Origin of the sequence: Paenibacillus sp. B-A-8 (assembly GCF_048572915.1) — a bacterium.
GTDB lineage: Bacteria > Bacillota > Bacilli > Paenibacillales > Paenibacillaceae > Paenibacillus_AQ.
The window spans coordinates 4,322,216-4,340,733 of the sequence record NZ_CP183882.1 but is presented as its reverse complement, the minus strand read 5'-3'; the positions used below and the strand labels follow the sequence as shown (position 1 = coordinate 4,340,733).

19 protein-coding genes are annotated in these 18,518 nt (G+C 41.8%); 13 read left to right on the top strand and 6 right to left on the bottom strand.

Annotated features, from left to right (window positions below):
* Window positions 1–90 precede the first annotated feature (90 nt).
* From ACN6MV_RS19480 to ACN6MV_RS19470, 3 genes are all read left to right on the top strand, one after another.
* Entirely contained in the window at window positions 91–1,053 is a 963-nt protein-coding gene (locus ACN6MV_RS19480) for a helix-turn-helix transcriptional regulator (protein WP_419884652.1), read from the top strand.
* A 110-nt stretch (window positions 1,054–1,163) separates the two neighbouring features.
* Window positions 1,164–1,790: a type 1 glutamine amidotransferase family protein gene (locus ACN6MV_RS19475; RefSeq protein ID WP_042129040.1), complete on the top strand. Its 627-nt coding sequence runs from the start codon at window positions 1,164–1,166 to the stop codon at window positions 1,788–1,790.
* A 384-nt stretch (window positions 1,791–2,174) separates the two neighbouring features.
* Window positions 2,175–2,273: a sporulation protein YjcZ gene (locus ACN6MV_RS19470; RefSeq protein WP_139328621.1), complete on the top strand. Its 99-nt coding sequence runs from the start codon at window positions 2,175–2,177 to the stop codon at window positions 2,271–2,273.
* 83 nt (window positions 2,274–2,356) lie between these two features.
* Here ACN6MV_RS19470 and ACN6MV_RS19465 read toward each other — a convergent pair whose 3' ends face one another.
* Window positions 2,357–3,076, bottom strand: a complete 720-nt coding sequence (locus ACN6MV_RS19465) for a class I SAM-dependent methyltransferase (protein WP_419884651.1) — start codon at window positions 3,074–3,076, stop codon at window positions 2,357–2,359.
* Between the two features lie 415 nt (window positions 3,077–3,491).
* Between ACN6MV_RS19465 and ACN6MV_RS19460 the strand changes: the two genes are divergently transcribed.
* The gene (locus ACN6MV_RS19460; RefSeq protein ID WP_419884650.1) at window positions 3,492–4,484 is read left to right on the top strand and encodes a hypothetical protein; all 993 of its coding nucleotides are present in this window, start codon (window positions 3,492–3,494) and stop codon (window positions 4,482–4,484) included.
* 15 nt (window positions 4,485–4,499) lie between these two features.
* Window positions 4,500–4,760: a helix-turn-helix domain-containing protein gene (locus ACN6MV_RS19455; protein ID WP_042129035.1), complete on the top strand. Its 261-nt coding sequence runs from the start codon at window positions 4,500–4,502 to the stop codon at window positions 4,758–4,760.
* Window positions 4,761–4,796: 36 nt separating this feature from the next.
* Here the strand turns inward: ACN6MV_RS19455 and ACN6MV_RS19450 are convergent, their stop codons facing one another.
* On the bottom strand, window positions 4,797–5,705 hold the full coding sequence (locus ACN6MV_RS19450; protein WP_419884649.1) for a LysR family transcriptional regulator: 909 nt from the start codon (window positions 5,703–5,705) through the stop codon (window positions 4,797–4,799).
* A gap of 106 nt (window positions 5,706–5,811) precedes the next feature.
* Here ACN6MV_RS19450 and aroA point away from each other — a divergent pair, with 106 nt between their 5' ends.
* From aroA to ACN6MV_RS19435, 3 genes are all read left to right on the top strand, one after another.
* Window positions 5,812–7,158, top strand: a complete 1,347-nt coding sequence (gene aroA / locus ACN6MV_RS19445) for a 3-phosphoshikimate 1-carboxyvinyltransferase (RefSeq protein ID WP_419884648.1) — start codon at window positions 5,812–5,814, stop codon at window positions 7,156–7,158.
* An 18-nt stretch (window positions 7,159–7,176) separates the two neighbouring features.
* The gene (gene aroC / locus ACN6MV_RS19440; protein WP_042129031.1) at window positions 7,177–8,232 is read left to right on the top strand and encodes a chorismate synthase; all 1,056 of its coding nucleotides are present in this window, start codon (window positions 7,177–7,179) and stop codon (window positions 8,230–8,232) included.
* A gap of 218 nt (window positions 8,233–8,450) precedes the next feature.
* On the top strand, window positions 8,451–9,125 hold the full coding sequence (locus tag ACN6MV_RS19435) for a hypothetical protein (RefSeq protein ID WP_076119527.1): 675 nt from the start codon (window positions 8,451–8,453) through the stop codon (window positions 9,123–9,125).
* Window positions 9,126–9,241: 116 nt separating this feature from the next.
* Here the strand turns inward: ACN6MV_RS19435 and ACN6MV_RS19430 are convergent, their stop codons facing one another.
* From ACN6MV_RS19430 to ACN6MV_RS19420, 3 genes are all read right to left on the bottom strand, one after another.
* Window positions 9,242–9,916, bottom strand: coding sequence for an SOS response-associated peptidase (locus ACN6MV_RS19430; RefSeq protein ID WP_042129026.1), 675 nt, complete (start codon window positions 9,914–9,916; stop codon window positions 9,242–9,244).
* 190 nt (window positions 9,917–10,106) lie between these two features.
* Window positions 10,107–11,678, bottom strand: a complete 1,572-nt coding sequence (locus tag ACN6MV_RS19425; RefSeq protein ID WP_419884647.1) for a glycoside hydrolase family 5 protein — start codon at window positions 11,676–11,678, stop codon at window positions 10,107–10,109.
* Window positions 11,679–12,003: 325 nt separating this feature from the next.
* A complete protein-coding gene (locus tag ACN6MV_RS19420) occupies window positions 12,004–12,837 on the bottom strand; it encodes a MurR/RpiR family transcriptional regulator (protein WP_042129025.1) in 834 nt (277 codons plus the stop codon).
* Window positions 12,838–13,017: 180 nt separating this feature from the next.
* Here ACN6MV_RS19420 and ACN6MV_RS19415 point away from each other — a divergent pair, with 180 nt between their 5' ends.
* The 5 genes from ACN6MV_RS19415 (at window position 13,018) to ACN6MV_RS19395 (ending at window position 18,162) form a co-directional block, all read left to right on the top strand.
* Window positions 13,018–13,896 carry a cell division protein FtsQ gene (locus ACN6MV_RS19415; RefSeq protein ID WP_076119529.1) on the top strand — a complete coding sequence of 293 codons (879 nt, stop codon included), beginning with the start codon at window positions 13,018–13,020 and terminating at the stop codon, window positions 13,894–13,896.
* Window positions 13,889–15,637 carry an ABC transporter ATP-binding protein gene (locus ACN6MV_RS19410; protein WP_419884646.1) on the top strand — a complete coding sequence of 583 codons (1,749 nt, stop codon included), beginning with the start codon at window positions 13,889–13,891 and terminating at the stop codon, window positions 15,635–15,637. The genes ACN6MV_RS19415 and ACN6MV_RS19410 overlap by 8 nt, the downstream gene beginning before the upstream one ends.
* Window positions 15,624–16,457 carry an energy-coupling factor transporter transmembrane component T family protein gene (locus tag ACN6MV_RS19405; protein ID WP_076119531.1) on the top strand — a complete coding sequence of 278 codons (834 nt, stop codon included), beginning with the start codon at window positions 15,624–15,626 and terminating at the stop codon, window positions 16,455–16,457. Before ACN6MV_RS19410 ends, ACN6MV_RS19405 begins: the two co-directional genes overlap by 14 nt.
* Before the next feature lie 34 nt (window positions 16,458–16,491).
* Window positions 16,492–17,286 (top strand): PHP domain-containing protein, encoded by a 795-nt coding sequence (locus ACN6MV_RS19400; RefSeq protein WP_419884645.1) that lies wholly within the window; start codon window positions 16,492–16,494, stop codon window positions 17,284–17,286.
* A 228-nt stretch (window positions 17,287–17,514) separates the two neighbouring features.
* Window positions 17,515–18,162 (top strand): FusB/FusC family EF-G-binding protein, encoded by a 648-nt coding sequence (locus tag ACN6MV_RS19395; protein ID WP_076119533.1) that lies wholly within the window; start codon window positions 17,515–17,517, stop codon window positions 18,160–18,162.
* Window positions 18,163–18,210: 48 nt separating this feature from the next.
* On the opposite strand, the gene ACN6MV_RS19390 is transcribed toward ACN6MV_RS19395, so the two are convergent.
* Window positions 18,211–18,435: a hypothetical protein gene (locus tag ACN6MV_RS19390; protein ID WP_419884644.1), complete on the bottom strand. Its 225-nt coding sequence runs from the start codon at window positions 18,433–18,435 to the stop codon at window positions 18,211–18,213.
* Window positions 18,436–18,518 lie beyond the last annotated feature (83 nt).

Here is an 18,518-nt window from a genome sequence, read left to right as displayed (position 1 = left end):
GTGGGGGAGCGAGCCTAAATAGGCTACGCTCCTTGTCCTTAACTCCGGTAACACTAACGGAGTTGATTAGTAATAACAAGGAGTTATGTTATGCCAAAAAATGATAATATGCTAACAATTCTATGGATGTTGAATTCGGGAGAGAAATTGACTGCAAAGCAAATATCGGAAAAGTTAGAGATAAATATAAGAACAGTTTATCGGTATATTGATGCACTATGTGTCAGTGGCGTCCCTATCATATCCGACACAGGGCACAATGGCGGGTATAGCTTGCTGCACAATTTTATCAAATCTCCTCTGCTATTTAGTATTGATGAAAAAAAGACACTGCTTCATGCTGCCCAATTTGCAAAAGAAGCCGGATATCCTTTGAGTGAGGCATTAGAGAATGCAACATCCAAGTTGAAAATGTATTCGAATCAGGAGCAGGAAAGTATACTAAGCCATCATTTAGCCGGATTTGAAGTAATAAACCGCAGGGGATACCCCGCTGTTCAGCCGGTATTGCAGGAATTGGAGCACGCTGTTGCAAATGAATGGTCTGTAGAAATTTCTTATCGTAACAGTCATGAAGAGCAGTCCCCAAATAGGGTAATAGACCCCTATGGCGTGGTTAATTGGAACAATAAGTGGTACACAATTGCATTTTGCCACCTGCGGAATGAGATCCGCAGCTTTCGGGTAGAACGAATTCTGAACATCACACGCACGCCATTCTCATTTAGGCGTCCCAATGATTTTTCAGCGCGTACTTTTTTTATGAAAAATCTGTTACCAGATATAGTAGGTAAGTCCGAATTAATTTCTTTAATTATTGGTGGCAGGGCAGAGGCGTTGGATGATTTATGCATACATTGGTTTATGGAGCATCATTTGCAGGAGCGGACATCAACGCAAGCATTTTTTTTACTTGAGGAAGAATCACTGTATGCATATGTTCCGTATATAATTCTTCCCTATGGGAAATCCATTCAAGTTATAGAGCCACAGAATCTAAAGAATAAACTTGTGGCGGTTGCTTCAGAGTTAATGGAATATTATCAAGTTTAACAACTTCACTGACAGTAGATGTCAGTGAAGTTGTTTTATTATAATGATAACCACTCATTAAAGATGAATGGTTGCTGTTACCTAATAAACTTTATGAGGAGCACTTAGAAATGAATAATACAGTATATCTTTATGTGTTTGATACCATGTCCGATTGGGAAATAGGTTATTTAGCCGCCGAGCTGAACTCTGGAAGACACTTCAGACAGGGGCTGGCTCCAGCAAAAATAGTCACCGTTGGGATAGAAAAGACTCCAGTAACTACAATGGGCGGATTGAAAATAATGCCTGACATTAAAGTGGATGAGTGCAGCATTAAAAGCGTAGATGCACTGATTTTACCTGGTGGAAATACATGGACAGAAGCTATTCACGTGCCCATATTAAAAATTGCCGAGATGTGTTTAAAGGAAGGGATAGTAGTTGGAGCAATTTGCGGTGCTACCTTAGGACTTGCTCAAGCAGGATTGTTAGATTCACGTTGGCACACAAGCAATGATTTGGCCTACCTTAAAATGATTTGCCATTCTTACACGGGCGAAGAATATTACAAAATGGAATCTGCTGTCACCGATGGGAAATTGATTACCGCGTCCGGAGTAGCTCCATTAGAATTTTCTGTTCATGTTTTAAAAGCTCTAGATGTATTCTCTCCAAAAACATTAGACGCTTGGTATCGTCTTAATAAAACTCATGAACCTAAATATTTCTACGAGTTAATGAATTCAATCCAATGACAGTATAGGAATATAAGGGATGTGAAGTGCTGTGTGTTGTTGATTCACGAATAATGTCTGAAGGCCACAAGTTAATGGAGGATATAACAAAAGTCCATCATACCTTATCGGATAGGTCTTTACTGGGGTGACTGTTGCAATTCCGCCGTTTATTCTACCTCACTAAGAATCTTTTCGATTTTTTCGAAGCGGGTTCGAATTTGCGACAATTCCTTATCATCTACTTGGGAGACATTAGCGCTAAATGTTGGGACCAATTTCGCTATTATTTCCAGCGTGAGTAGGATATTAAAATCCGTCAGCTCATGTTAATTAGGTGATAGTCCATACTTTTAGAATAGTGGTGCATATGATGTTTTAGGAAGTAAAAGGGAGGGATAATCAATGAGCTGTGGAGTTGGAGGCAGATTCACTTCTACTGGAGAAATTTTGGTTCTTTATATCTTATTGGTAATTATATTATCTGCTTGTTTCTTTGTATAATAGCAGGCTATCAGAATGAACAATAGCCACTGTTCCAAGGCTATTGTTCTTTTTTTGCAAATGTTGATGGACATGCCAATCCTTTATTTCGTTCCAATAACGAGAATAAATCCGATGTATTCATGATAACGGTCCATTATACTGTTGTACTTACTGATCACTTCCCAAATCGTGTGGTCAAGAAAGGAATCAGCATCCATTTGTTGATAATGGTCTGGATGCTCTGTAAGATCCTCACTTGATTTAGGAAACAAGAAGGGACCATCGATCTGGGAATGATTGAATCCTGTTGCATTTACTAATGCTGACCAATCACTAATATTCCATAGCTTTTCAATATGATAATAAGTAGTGATCTCTTGATTGATTTCTGTGGGTATAGGTTTATATTGGACCATTTCTCTGTCAAAAAGCTTGCCCCCAGTCCGTAAAACCCTATAATATTCCGAAAAGGCTGTATCCGTATCAGTGAATATAGATACAGACTCAACAAGAATCACATCAAATGACTCGTCAGGAAAAGGCAGCGAGCTTGCATCCCCTACTAAGAATTCAATGGAAGCATTTTCTTTTTCAGCCCGTATTTTTGATTTTGAGATCATATCCGGTTGAATATCTACACCTGTTACATCATGACCCTGTGCAGCTAAATAACAAGAGCTTCTGCCGGTTCCACATCCAACTTCAAGAATTCGGGAGGCAGTGGGTAGAGGATATTGTTCAAATTGCTTTAAAGTTGCAGTAAACCCTCCAGGGTGAGCATTCCCAACCCCTAATTTAGCCAGCATATTCAAATATTCCATGAGTTTAAATTCCTTTCACTGCGGGTTATATTTTATAATATGAATGGAAATCAACATTGTACCGCAATGTTGATTATTACTGACTTAAGGACATACATAAAAAAACTTTTAGGATTCGAAAGCGCTGAATGGGAAGAATTTAAGAACGGGGAGCATAAAACTTTTGATTTGTGTACAAAACTCAATAGCCAGATCGTCAAGCAATGTATGTAATTGCTCGGTGGTCTGGCTTTTTTTGCGTGAAAGGATATGATTACGCTTCCTAAGAGTCATTGACAATTAATGTTAAATTGGTGTATTGTAAATGATAAGTAGTAAGTAGTAAGTAGTAAGTAGTAAGTAAATCACGCGCTCGCCATTCGGAATAAATATCATCATCCAGTAAATACGAATTTATGGATAGGGGTGGATGGTTATGATGGATTTAAAATTAGCACCGAGTTTCTCATTGATTGCGCTAAATGCACAGAGAAGTCTTCATATGACTACTGTCAAGAAAGTGTCTTTACGCTGTATGGCGGCTGCGGTTATCTTGGAGCTTTACTTAGAGGAATGTATTACGCAATCTGAGTACAATTTAACTTTGCATAAGGAAGCTCTTGAGCAATCTCATTCAACTCTTTATAGAGAAACTGTTCTACAACCCTTACTTCATAATAGTGCCGAGGTGAAGGGTGACCTGAATTGGTGGTTAAAAAAGGCATCCATGCCGTCTAACAATCAATTGAAAAAGTTTGAAACCGCGATTTCAGATTATCTTAAAGCAATGAATTTACTTGAAGATATCCCAAGTCTGTTAGGGAGCGACATGTTTTTTGACTCTGCTGAAGTTGAAGTTAGAGCTTATCGCAGTAATATGGAGGCATACACAAACATTACAGAGAACATTCGGGCAGAAATTTTGGAAGAGGGTCCAGTAACGGATGAGGTTATTTGTATGCTATGGCTACTTCGTGAAAGTGGATGTATGCATGCTTTTTTCTCGCTGAATGAATTAGAAAAGGTAAATATCAAACTACATGAACTATACCAAAGTAATTTATGGGCAAAGGCTTTATTTTCTATACAAATTCGCCATGGAATTGAGTTAGGTCTTAAACGTTTCTTAGAATTGAAGACAAAGTTTGCGAAGACATTTATCGGTAGTAGTATCAACCTAATCTTCCCTGCCCTAGAGCGATCACGAGCTGTCTTTATTGAAACAGAGTCTTGGTTTGATAATTCTAATCAAAGACTAGACGCAGTTATTACAAGATTGGAGTCCTATGGACATGAAGTTAAGGTGATGGAGAGAGGATCGATTGCGACTCTTAAAATTGATAATTTGTTATACGATGCGATCCCGCATTTTGTAATGATGAAAGTGCCAATTCAAGGTGTGCGTATTGTTCCGAAACGCCCGCTGTAAAGGAGTTGGTAATCCATGTCTAGACAACGTACCATGGAGAATATTTTGGCGTCAGAGTATGTATCTATAGGTGAATTGGTAAGAATCACAAATGCTCGTTACAGTACACTCAAACATTACACAGAAGAAGGCATGCTGCCCTTTGAACAGGCGGAGGAGAATTTAACACGCAGATATAAAAGAGAGGAAACCGTCGCACGCATTCTTTGGATCAAAGAGATGAAAGCCAACGGTTTATCTATCCCACAAATGAAAGAAGCTTTAGGAATGAAGTAAACACTGGGAATTCCGGTGTTTTTTTCTTTTTTTCAGTCAGTCAAAGAATTTAACATCCTCTGATAACTGCGTACCAATCATCCGAACGAAATGCTCAGCCGCAACAGATAGTTTTCTATCCCGTCGTACTGCAAAGCCTATACTGCGAGGTAAAAGCGGATCATCTAGCTTCAGCTCATAAAGTTTTCGACTATGAATATCCTCTTGCACGAAAGAACGGCTAATAAAAGCAGCCCCGTACCCTAATCTAGCGAACTCTGCTAGCAGTTCTATGCTCCCCAATTCAATATCTGGAATTACCGATAGTCCCTTAGCTGCAAACCATTGCTCTACAAATACTCTTGTACTGCTCCCCTGTGAAAATAGGATTAACGGCAGCTCTGACACTTCTTTCATGGTTAATGAACGATTCGCTATTTCTTTATAGGCTTCACCAACTACAAAACAATCCTCCAACACCGCGAGTGTCTGGATGTTTAACAGTGGATCTTGAAGAGGCATATGTACAAAGGCACAGTCGATCTCACCATCTTTTAAACGCTTAGTGATATCGGGTGTCTTCCCATGTGAGAGCCGAATTCGTATACCTGGGTATGTGCTATGAAAGGTGTTCAACTGCGGCAACAAAAGATGCTTGATCAGATAATCGCTAGCTCCGATGCGTATTTCTCCTTCATTTAATTGCTTCAAGTTCTTCAGATGTTTTTGTGCAGAATCCAGCATAGTAAAGGATTGCTCTACATATTCGAAAAGAGCTCGCCCTTCTTCTGTAAGTTCTACACCTTTGGATAACCTGTGAAACAGCTTCAGCCCCAAGGCCTCTTCCATCTGTTTAATGGCATAACTCACAGAGGGCTGTGTAATATGCAGTTCCGCTGCTGCTTTTGTTAAATTTCGATGACGTGCCGTTTGCCAGAAAATTCGATACCATTCTAAGTTGAACATGGTGGTATAGATCACCTCTATATCATTATAGTGAAAATACGATTTCATTTATTTCATTTCATTTATTATAATCAGTCTAGAGGAATAATTCAAAGGGGTGGATGTAATGGAATCCAATCAACCGGACTTAGAAGCGCGTTCTCCTTGGTCAATAAATAGCGATAAACAAGTAGTGAAGGTTAGTCCAGCGGAAGCGGCAATCAATGGGACGATAATTATATCAGGGAGCAAAAGTCTGACGAATCGGGCCTTGATAATCGCTGCTTTAGCTGAAGGACGTTCAGAGATAAAGGGAATATTAAGAAGTGACGACTCTTATTGGTGTATTGAATCCTTAAAGAAACTTGGAATTTCCGTTGTGATAGATGAAGAGACAGCAGTTATCGAGGGATGTGGAGGCAATTGGCCGAATCCGACTGGGGAACTATATGTAGGAGCGGCAGGCACAGTTGCGAGATTCTTACCCGCTGCACTCGCGGCAGGGAATGGCACTTGGACAATGAATGGAAGTAAACGACTGTGTGAGCGACCTCTGGCGCCATTACTCGACGCATTAACGAACCTTGGCGCACAGTTTGAGTATAAGCAAGCCGAACGCTGTTTACCTTTTACATTAGAGACACAAGGTCTGCAAGGAGGAAAGGCAACACTACCCGGCTCTACTTCAAGTCAATTTATTAGCGGATTGCTGCTAGCTGCACCGTATGCCAAAGAACCGGTAACCGTGTTTATTGATGGTGAAGTTGTGCAAAGAGACTATGTCGAGATGACTCTTGCTATGATGGCTTCATTTGGTGTAACACCAGAAGCCTCTCAGGACGGTCACTCGATAACAGTTCCAACAGGAAAGTATCAAGGTCACACGATTACTTTAGAGCCTGATGTATCCACATGCTGTTACTTTTGGGCGGTAGCTGCGCTTACGGCAGGGCGTGTACGAATTGAAGGGATCAATGCTAGCAATACAAGTCAACCTGATATCGAGTTCTTAGACGTTCTGGAGTTAATGGGCTGTACCGTTCTTCATGGGGAGAACTATGTTGAAGTACAAGGTGTCCCACAGATTAAGGGTGGATTCACAGTGAGTATGAAGAAATGGTCGGATCAAACACTAACTGTGGCTGCTATGGCTATTTTTGCCGACGCTCCAATCACTTTGAAAGATGCTGCGCATATCAGACATCATGAATGTGATCGGATATCCGCGATATGTGAGGAAATTAGTAAGCTCGGAATCCGTGTGGATGAGTTTGAGGATGGCCTAACGGTATATCCGGGTCAGCCTATTCCCGAATTGCTAGATTCTCACGACGATCATCGCATGGCTATGGCGCTTTCTTTAATCGGCTTGAAGATTGAGAATATTCAGATAATTGACCCTGGTTGTGTCTCCAAGACCTGTCCAGATTATTTTGACAGATTGTCAGCGTTAGGTGTACAGATCCAATATTAAATAAGGGGTGCATATATAATGGCAGGAAATACATTCGGTGAAGTGTTCAAAATTACAACCTTCGGTGAGTCACATGGTGTGTCGGTAGGTGTCATAGTGGATGGTGTAACACCTGGCGTTGAGATTAACGAAGCTTATATTCAGAAGCAAATGGATCGGAGAAAACCGGGTCAATCTTCAGTGACTACGCCTCGTAAAGAATATGATGTTGTCCACATACAATCAGGAGTATTTGAGGGTAAAACAACAGGGACACCACTCTTTGTAGTTCTACAAAACCACGATATGAGGCCAGAAGCGTATAGTGAGATACAGGATGCTTTTCGGCCGGGCCATGCCGATTTTACTTATTTAGAGAAATACGGCATCCGGGATCATCGCGGTAGCGGACGTGCTTCAGGTAGAGAAACTGCGGCAAGAGTGGCTGGAGGTGCAATAGCCCGTAAGCTGTTAGAGAGAAGAGGCGTACAGGTAGTAGCATACTCACAAGAAATCGGTGGTATAAAGTGTGAATCCTTCGATGAGGAGATTATTGAACAAAATGCTGTCCGCGCCTGTGATCCGATTGCAGCTGCCAAGATGATTCAAAAGATTGAGCGGTTAGCTGAGGTTGGAGATAGCTGTGGAGGCATCGTGGAATGCCGCATTCGTGGCGTAATTCCGGGTCTTGGAGAGCCGGTTTTCGATAAATTGGATGCAGAACTGGCGAAAGCCATGCTGTCCATTGGCGCAGTTAAAGGGATAGAATTTGGAGCTGGCTTCGAAGCGGCAACGATGCTGGGGAGTGAACATAATGATGCGATGAATGGCGATGGTTTCCTTACCAATCATTCCGGAGGAATCATCGGGGGAATTAGCACCGGACAAGAAATCGTATTTCGGATTAGCGTAAAACCGACGTCTTCCATCTCTGTACCACAGCAAACAACTAACATCAGAGGCGAAGAACAAGAGATACGCACTGAAGGTAGACATGATCCATGTATTTGCCCGAGAATTGTCCCTGTTGTAGAGGCTATGGTCTGTTTAGTGCTGGAGGATCAGTATAAACGACAAGCTGCTATGCTTGGATAATTCATGAGCCGTCTCGCCCATTACCGCATATTGCGCTAATGGGCTTTTTAAGCTTTACGCATATCCTTATGCAAAGAATAAGTTTTAGCAAAGAAAGAGATGAATTTCCAATTTAACTATATATAGAAACCTTTATTAGTATATTATGGAATCATAGGATGAGTCATAGATTTTATAGGAAAAACTATTTTCTATATAATTATTAGAAAGGTGGTTTTATGAGAATATTCACGTTAGGTATTGTAGTGTTGATGTTATTTGTTTTAAACCCTACCACAATAAATGACAATTCCATTGAATCGATATCAAAGATAGAAGCATCTGTTGAACCGTCAGAGAAATCAGCAACAGAACTATTAAGTGAGTTGGCTAATCAACAATTTTTCATTAAAGAAGATCAGATCAGTGAAGATGATTATGTTTCCATTGAGGCTTTTGGAAAAGCTTTCGTTAATCTTTATACCGGAGCTGTTACAAAACAAGAAATTGTATCATTTGAGAACTACATCTCGAATGCAAATCTTCTTAAATTCACAGATAAAATGTTGGAATTAACACAAAAGCAGGAATTGAATGGTGCCAGTAGTGTGAATTTCGGCTTTGATAATGAGTTTAAGGAAGTAGAGTTTAAGAAACTTGATAAGAATCTTTACTATTTAAGATTACCTTTTTCAAACGAAGGGTCTGGAATGACTTGCGAATTACTAGTTCAATCTTCAAATAAGTCTTTAGAATTAGTTGATTTGTACTTTGGATACAAAGATGGTGTAGATACTATCACAACGGGTCACCCTGCGGTTAGAAAGCTTAACAATCCCAAGCTATGGGACGACCAAGAATGGGTGAATGGTGTTTTTGAAAAGCTTGAACAATATGAATCCGAACTCAAGTGACTACTTGCTTTCAGTGTTCACCGATAACAATAAAGCAGCGGTGCTAAGGCTTTGGTTTCTAGCACTAGCACCGCTGCTTATTTATTAGGGAGTCCTAGTTCAAATCTGTAATTATTTCACGGCTTTACCCAGGACTCGTTCAAATCCATTTCCCGAATACATTCAGCCGAGTCATTTCTGTTGTTGTTAATCATTGGTGTGACCGGGTACACCTGCATTTCATCTGCTGAATAAGGCCGCAGAATCGGATTCAGTGCTTCAAGATCATTGGTCTCCTCATCAAGCCATCGAGTGATATCCTGGGGGGATAAAATCGCCGGCATCCGGCTCTCAAATTCACTAATCAGTGGGTTAGCTTCTGTCATAACCAGAGAGCAGGTGCGAAGAGGTTCCCCGCGCGTATCACGCCAAATTTCGTATAGACCAGCTACTCCGAACATACTGCGATTATTCATGACTACCCGAACTGGATAAGTCTTCTTGCCTTCTTTTTTCCAATAGTAAAATCCATTGCACGGAATAATACAACGATGCTTGTCCACCATCTTGCGATAGGTTGGATTCTGATGCACATTTCGGAGATCTGCATTGATTGCATCTTTTCCCCAATAAGGAACGAACCCCCAACGGAACTCATCTAGAATTCGCTCGCCATCCTGTTGTAAAACTACCGGCATATCCTGCGTGGGACTAATGTTATAGCGGTCTTTATAGTAGTACATCACCCGGTTAATTTCAAAATGATCCCTAATTTCCTGCAGTTCGGCCGCCAGGGAAAAACGTTGACACATGAAACATCAGCCTCCTTTTGTTTCGTAGTGTTTGTAAAAGAAGGTAAATTATTCATGGCTTTCGTAGTCATTCGAAGTGAGGATGAATTAAGTTTTCAATCAATCCTTGATAGCAAAAGAGAAGCCGTTAGGTAACGGCTCCTCGAATTATTAAGCTTACTATATAACCTGGAGTTTTTTTGCAGATAAGTCATTGCAGACTAACACTATCTACATAAATAGCTGATTGGCCACTACTGTTTGAGGAGGCGCGGAATTCTACCCCAATTTCTTTGACTGTGGACAAATTCGAAATGCCGCTGAGGGATAGTGTCAAAATGGTACCGCCGTTTGACTGAATCAGATTCTCTCCGGAATCGTACCATGTCCACCCGGACCCGGTCTTTACGTATAGTTTTGCATAAATCCCGTTGCCGATATTGCCCCAGTTCGCATGCTTAACCGTTGCTTTCAGACTGCTTTTTCCAGACAGATTTTGATTAGAGGTTATATATAGACTATGCGTGGAATTGGATTGTAAGGAGACATCGGCTTTGAGAGTTTGCGCTCCCGTTGCTTTCCATTCATTGGTGACCCATGGGCCTCCCGAAATATTGTTTCCCGACCAACCTTGAGTTCCTGATTCGAAATCATATAAGATTGTCCCGTTATTCCCCGGACTCGGGGTCGGACTTGGCGTAGGAGTAGGAGTAGGAGTAGGAGTAGGAGTAGGAGTAGGAGTAGGAGTAGAGGTTGGCGTAGATGTAGGTGTAGAAGTAGGGCTTGAGGTTGGAGTTACACCCCCGAAAATGCCGGATAACACAGAAGTTGCTTTAATGCCGTTACTGCCATTCACTACGGTATTACCGAACGAGGTGAGGGAGTTACCAGCCCAATCATTCGTCATATCGAGATAAGCCAAATCACTGCTATTTCCCTTCCAGGACCAAGCCAACCAGCCGACTCCCTTCTCTTGGGAATAACTCATAATGGTGGCTTCATCCACATCACCGTTTGTATGTTGTCCACCAAATTCGCCGATAATCAGCGCAAGATTCTTGTTCAGCACACCGTCAATATTGGATTTGACGGTACTTGCATTGCCCCCAGCATATTCATACATATGGATAGAGAATACTGTATTTTTTAACGGGTCTGCATTCAGTACTTCTGTCCCATAATTTTTGACGGAATCTGGATATTGTCCCCATCCAGCGGAGTCAACAATCAGCGTATGAGTTAGACCAGCATTACGCAGTTTGGGTATGGCTTGCTTATAACCATTAGCCCAGGCGACTCCATCCCATGTTCCGTACCACTCGTTAGCTATATTAATGATTACACGGTCTTCCTTACCGATCAATGCGCTTTTAATACCAATCCAGTAATTAACGGCGTTGTCCAAATCGGATAGACTATCGCTTCCTGTGGCGTCATGTACTTCCAAAACGGCAATTAGTTTGTTTTGTTCACAGAGGGTGAGAATATTGTTGACAGTGTTTACATCATCAAGCGTCCATTTGTGTCCATTCGCCAGTACAATACGTATCGTGTTGGCACCTGTTTTGGCAATGGCTGGTATTGCGGTGGATAGTTGATCTTTATACCATGTGTGCGCATGATTGACTCCTCGCATCACAAATGGTTGTCCTGTAGCATCCAATAGCTTGGTACCGCTTACATAAAATCCGCTTGCAGCATGTGCTTTGTTCGTAAATTGTCCAGTCCACGAGAACATCAGTAAAAATGCGACAAAAGCAATCAACCACTTGCGTAAAATCACTAAAAACCACCCCATGAATTTTATTTATGTAAACCCTCATTAGGTTAATACCGGTAGCGTGCGTTCACCTCCTAGTGTTTGAATAATGAGGGTGACATATTTAACTGTGCTTTCGAGGAATTACTAACTTCATAGGAATTGTCGTTATTATATTAGCATTATGTTATTTAAGGGGCGTATAATTATTTTATGCAGTTGACCATTTTTTTCTTGAAAAACTTGTTTTTAATTGTTGATTAGTGATTTTGAATAAAAAAACTTAATAAACCGCTAGAATATTCGAAAAATATGTATTTTTGTTATCTTTTTGTTATCATATTTAATCCTAGCTCCGCGGAAGCTTTCCTCCATACTGCGCTCTTAGCTGCTGTAAATTGTCCAGCTTGCTCAGACTACTATCCCTATTTGCTAAACCTACTCCAAGAATCAGATTCTCGATGATATAAGTGGGACCGACCATAGAGTGAAATTCCCATACCTCACCTCTCCCGGCATACAATACAATATCTGCATCTTGGGATCGAGGATATACGAGTCTGTCGGTGATCAAGATGACCTGATATTTTACTTCCCGTGAATGGTCCAGAATCACTTCGATTTCCGGTAACAGTTGAACGAATCCAAAAACAAGTACTACATCTTGTTTATCAGCATGCATCAAGGACTCTAACAACTCGTGTCCGCTGGGAGCCATTTTTTTCATTTGTAATCCAAAACGCGCCATACGATAGATCATCAGCTCCGCCAATCCAGCACATGGACCGGGGCTATATACATATACAATGCGAGCTGTAGATAATGCTTCTATTGCACGTTGCAGTGCCTCGTCGCTCAAATAGCGGCGTGTTTCTTGTAGATGATGTGAGCAATTGTCCAGCAGTACTTGAGGGAGTGAACTATCATCCGATCTTTGCATGGCATCACGCATTTTGATGGAAGGTGTGGACTCGAAACGGAAACGAAGTCGGTTCTTGAAATCCTTGGCATGGTTGTATCCAGCCGCTTTCCAGAAACGAGAGACGGAGGCGATGCTCAATTTAAGCTCATCGGCCATTTCCTGTTCGGTCATATATACCACACGTTGCTCATTTTTCTGGATAAAGTCAGCAATAATTCGTTGATTTGGTGAGAAAGCGCGGCGATTCCAATCTTTATACAATTTCTCATTCCTCCTAATATGAAGCGATAAATAGAATATATCGTGCGAAGATGTTGTAAATATTTTTACAACGTTAAAAATATTGAAAAAAATATTACTCTCATTTAACAATTGGTAAAAGTTGTGCTGACATGACCTTCTTATAATGAAGATAAATTCCTGTAGGGAGGCCAAATATTCATGAGTACGATAAAAACGCGCTACACGCTGACACAGTCACAAAAAATGATGATTTTTGTACTATCGATGTCGCTTTACGGTTTGTCCAATATGTTCACGGAGCTAGTGCCTGGGATCAAACTAGGCCCCATTGAATTATCGATTGAATATTTTGCTTTCATTCCTTTGACCTTATGTATGCTGTTTCATCCTTTATATGCGGCCATTGGGGCAGCTGTAGGTGAAGTGATTTTCGGAGAACTGATGTTAGGTCAATTTGGTGGGTTAGGAGAACTGGAGAAATTCATTACCTTCTCACTAGCGATGTATACTGCAGGTCGTATGGTATCCGATCCGAAGAATCGCAGACAGGTTGGAGTGGCGGCGATTACTGGTGTAGTGATTCATCAGTTCTTCAGCTCTGTTGTGGATATAGTGAAGGTATGGGTGGGTGTGGAAGAGCTTGAAGCTGTTAAAGGTCTAGCAGAGAGTATCGTAGTCATTGAGGGAGTTGGCTTTTTGAATGATGTACTCTTCTCTGGTATCTTGTTCGCTTTGATTCCTACCATGTATCTGGTTCCACGCTTATATGGAAAGATCGAACCTTTACTTGGCATGAAGCCGCGTGAACGGAATATGAAATATGCAACAGGGGCTTGGTTATCTCCTAAGCTCGTCATTTCTGGAACAATTCTGGTAATGGTTGCTCTTGGATCGGAATTGCTGTCGGAATCCGGATGGAATTTTGGTGATTTTGAGTTTGCTTGGGCAGAGTCCAATGAAGAGAGCTTGATTTGGCTGAGTATGCTGGTAGCAGCGGTTGTTGCAGCAACAGCGATTATATCCCTCATTCGGCGGTCAGCACGTAAAAGACAGGAAGCAGGTCAAGTAGATGCGTAAATCAATACTCGAACTGAATGGGGTCACCTTTACTTATCCGGGAGCCGAACAACCAGTACTGCGAGATGTATCTCTGCAGTTAGATGAAGGAGATTTCATTGCCATTATAGGTAGTAACGGTTCGGGGAAATCCACGCTCTGTAAATGCTTTAACGGCTTAATTCCTCATTATTACACAGGTGATTTTGCGGGTGAGGTGACGATCTGCGGTCAACCAGCGGATGGGAAAAGTGTAGCGGAGCTTTCCAAACATATAGGATATGTATATCAGGATTTTGAGAATCAGTTGGTACGCCCGACGGTACTTGACGATGTGTCGTTTACACCGCTCAATTATGGATTTGCCGATTATAAGGAACGGGGAGAACGGGCACTGGCGCTAACCGGACTTAGCGATTTAAGAAATGAATTTATCTGGCAATTGAGTGGCGGACAAAAGCACTTGCTCGCTCTTGCCGGAGTACTAGCGATGGATCCGGAAATTCTGGTTATTGATGAACCAGTAGCTCAGCTGGATCCACAGCATGCCCGCCATATTTATGATATTTTGCGCCGATTGAACGAGGAGCAGGGGAAGACCATTGTAGTAATCGAACACCATGCGGAATTTATTGCAGACTATTGTAAGAATGTCGTCCTGATGGATAAGGGGGAGGTTCGATGGCAGAAGCCTGTAAGGGAGGCTCTTTCATCTGTAAAAGAACTGTTGGAGCTTGGCATCTATCCACCGGATGTCACCCGTGCAGCTTGGCTGTTGCAATCTGATGCACCGCGAACCCACTTACTTCCCTTAAATGCTGTGGAAGCGAGCGCCCACATGGTGCTTCGCCAGGATTCGATCGTGAGAACGGAATCATCTGAGCCTAATTACGAGCAGTCCCTTACTATAACTGGGGAAGTGAAGCACGTCGTTCAGATGGAGAATGTTCACCTATCTTATCGCACGATTCATAAGACGATGCATCCTGTTTTGAATGGTGTTCAGTTAGAGCTGCGGCAAGGTGAATCTATAGCTCTTATTGGAAACAACGGAGCGGGCAAATCTTCTTTAATGAAGCTGATTGCTGGAATTGTCAGACCTACAGCAGGAACGGTAAATGTGAAGGGGATGGTTGTGAACGGTCTGCCACCCGAGCGTCTTTCCGGTACCGTAGCTTACGTATTTCAGAACCCAGAGGAAATGTTTATTGAGGATTCTGTACGTAAAGAAATTGCTTATTATTTGAAAGCGCGAAAGCTAGTCGACGCAGAAGAGAGAGTAGAAGAAATGCTCACAGCATTCCGGCTCAGTGAATTAGCAGAACGTGACGCTCGTCTTCTGAGTGGAGGTCAGCAGCGCCGTGTATCACTGGCTATTGGAGCAGCGGTTCGTCCTGCTGTCATGCTGCTCGATGAACCAACGGCGAATCTGGATATTTCGACGAAACAGGAAATGGTACATGTACTAGATACGCTTCGCAGCCATGTTGAGACGGTTGTGATTGCGACTCATGATATGCAGCTTGTATCAGAATGGGCGACTAGGATTATCGTTATGCATCAAGGTCAAATTATTGCTGACGGAACGAAAGATGAAATCTTCGCGGACGGACTTCTATTACGGCGTGCGGGTCTGGCTCAGACACAATTGATGGAACTGAGTCGGTTGCTCGGTCTGCCCCGCATTTGCAGCAGCTTGGAGGACTTCGTAAGTCTAGTGGAAGTACAGAAGGAGGTGGCAGCAATTCATGGAAGCCGTTAAACGGGCACTTGACCGTATATCTGTAGAACAAATCAAACTGGAACTCTTAGGGACGGCTTATAACAGCAGCAGCACTTTTCTAGGGAGACTCGACCCGCGAACTCTGCTGCTCTGGTATTTGTTCTTTGCCATAGTACCTTGGTTCGTACATAACCGTACGGTCCTGTTGGGGATGTTCGTACTTATGGTCTTAACGACAGTCCTCTCACGCGTCAGTCCATATATTATTTTCATATTGTGTTTGGGATTAATCAGCCAAATTGGGTGGATGTTCATCCTGTCGCTCTTTTTCGGCGGAGGAATTGAATCGTTGCTGCCCATGTTGACGCTAACGCTTAAGCTCTCAGTGATTTCACTCGCGAGTATTACGGTGTTCTCCAGTCTCGATCCGGAAAGGCTTAGTGACGGCCTGCTATCTTTAGGAATACCTGATACGTTTGCATTTAGCTTATCTTATGGTTATCGTATTTTGCCTACGTTACTGGAGGAATTTCATCAGATTTTGTTATCTTTCAGACTGAGAGGGCAAAGACCCCTGCAACATGGACTGTTGTATTGGAGAACCGCAACGTATTATTTACGAATTGTAATTTTGGCCTTTTACCCACTTATGCTGAACACAGCTAAACGTTCTCGGACCACGATCGAGGCGCTTGAAACTCGGGGATTTAGCTACGGTTTGAACAATAAGAATGTGAAGAAGATCAAGCTATCTTACTTGAAAATGAAGCGGTCCGACTGGTATTTTTTATCCGGTTCCACGGCTTATATCATTTTGCTATTCTGGATCGGTTATCTCTACCCTAAACTGGTGTATTAACATAACTTACAAGCTCAAAGGAGACGAATTAGTCATGAATATTGATCTGCATACTCACGGTAAATTATCTAAGAAATCAACGTTTTCCCCAGAATATTTTGCTGAAATGATGTTTGAGGCAAAAGTGAACGGATTACAGGCAGTGGCTTTGACTGAGCATTTTAACACTTCGAATTTCTTTGCAATGTATGAAGAACTGGATCAGATGTATCCCTATAACGGGCATTATTATGATGTAAATGGGCTAAAACTGTTTCCGGGTATGGAAGTAGATATTGCGGAGACAGGTCATATCCTGCTGATCGGACTTAAGGAGAATGTGTTAGCGGTCCGAGCTTTACTGGAAGAGCATACTCAGGAGGGCAATTTTATTGCTTTTAAGAGATTGCTTGATATGGCGGACGAACATAACCTTTGGAAAATTGGAGCACATCCCTTCCGCACTTCTACGCCATTACATCAACTGGACCCAGAGCTGCTTCGGAGATTAGATGCTTTTGATTTCAATGCAAAAGATATTTACATGCAGGGAGCAGAGACCTATAAGAACCTAATTACACCCTTTGCGGAGACGCTGGGTGTACCCGTGATCGCCGGCAGTGATAGTCATCAGTGTCTGCAATATGGGAGCGTATTGAATCGGTTGAATACCAACTGCTCCACTGTTGAGGAATTGAAAGAAACGATTAAGCAAGGCAATTACGAAATTGAGCTCTCACCTTGTCTTCATACTAAAGTGAAGGCCTCGGTCATGATGAAGAAACTATTGAAGCAGTTGATCGGTGAAGCTCCCTCCAGAGATGAAGCAGAGGTTGGCTATAGGGTCTAGTCGGTTCCAAACATTCCTGTTATACTTTTTTCGTGAATGTATTTGGAGGTGGTACTGTGCTAATGCTGGTTTGCCCATTAGCTAGAAGTTCCTCACGCAAAGCCTAAATTAGGGCGATACTTTGCGTGAGGTGCGATAGATGGATGATCGCCCAAACTAAACATATCGTTTCTAATAATGGGCTTTGCACCTTATGGAATTTCAATATAAATAAGGGGCTGAAAAGCAATGAACACACCATTTATTAGAAACCATCAATATAATTTTATTAAGAAGCAAACAGATTTTCTTCTGAAAACACTGCGTACTGTAGCAGATCGAAGAGTCTTGGAGACAGTGAGATATCGTTCATCGTTGAACGTTATAGAAGCTTTTCCGACACTTAATGATACTCAGCAGCAGATGCTGCAACAAATATCTACCTTTGAGACGGCAGACGATTTTCAGAAGTATCTAAGTGGATTAGAAGTTTATTTAGAACCTTTTCCACAGATTACGCCGAAACAAGTTCAGAAGTTATTTCCTAAGAATAAGAAGCTGAAGGTACCGGATTTATCAGTGATTGACTTTCGATATATGACATATCTGAGCTGGATAGATATTGCTACCAACAAATTATATATCGTATATCCGTTCGAAGGACAGTTTATCGGTATCGAGGGAAGAATGACACCTATGAACAAGAAGGGGTATTGCTTGTTCTGTAATCGGCAGCAACAGCTTGCCTTTTTTACGGTCAAGACCAAGCTTGCGAAATCCTCGCCGGATGATTACTCTTCTATTGGCCAATATATATGCATAGAAAGCCAAGAATGTAATCATAGGATTACGGATACAGCAGCACTTGAGAGATTCATTCTCTCCACACGTGCATGAGGTTTAGATTAGCAAAGGCTGCCCTTGAGGGCAGCCTTTTTTTCAACGTTATTGTTTATCTTTGGAATCTTTATTGATGACCCGCGTTGGACGAGTTACCCAGTTTGTACGATTCATCGGTTTAACTGTATCAATTCTAGAATTTGATATTTCATTCGATGCTTCATTGGTCTCTGTTTCAGTAGATGCTGTTACTTCTTGATCTACACTTTTTTTCCTTGATAGTCCTGTTCCGTCATGCTTGCCTCTATTCCATACTCTTCCCTTACTCATACATACACTCCATTTCTATACGCTTATTCATAAACCATATCATATTAGGACAAGTTAAGGAAGAATGACATAAGCACAAATCG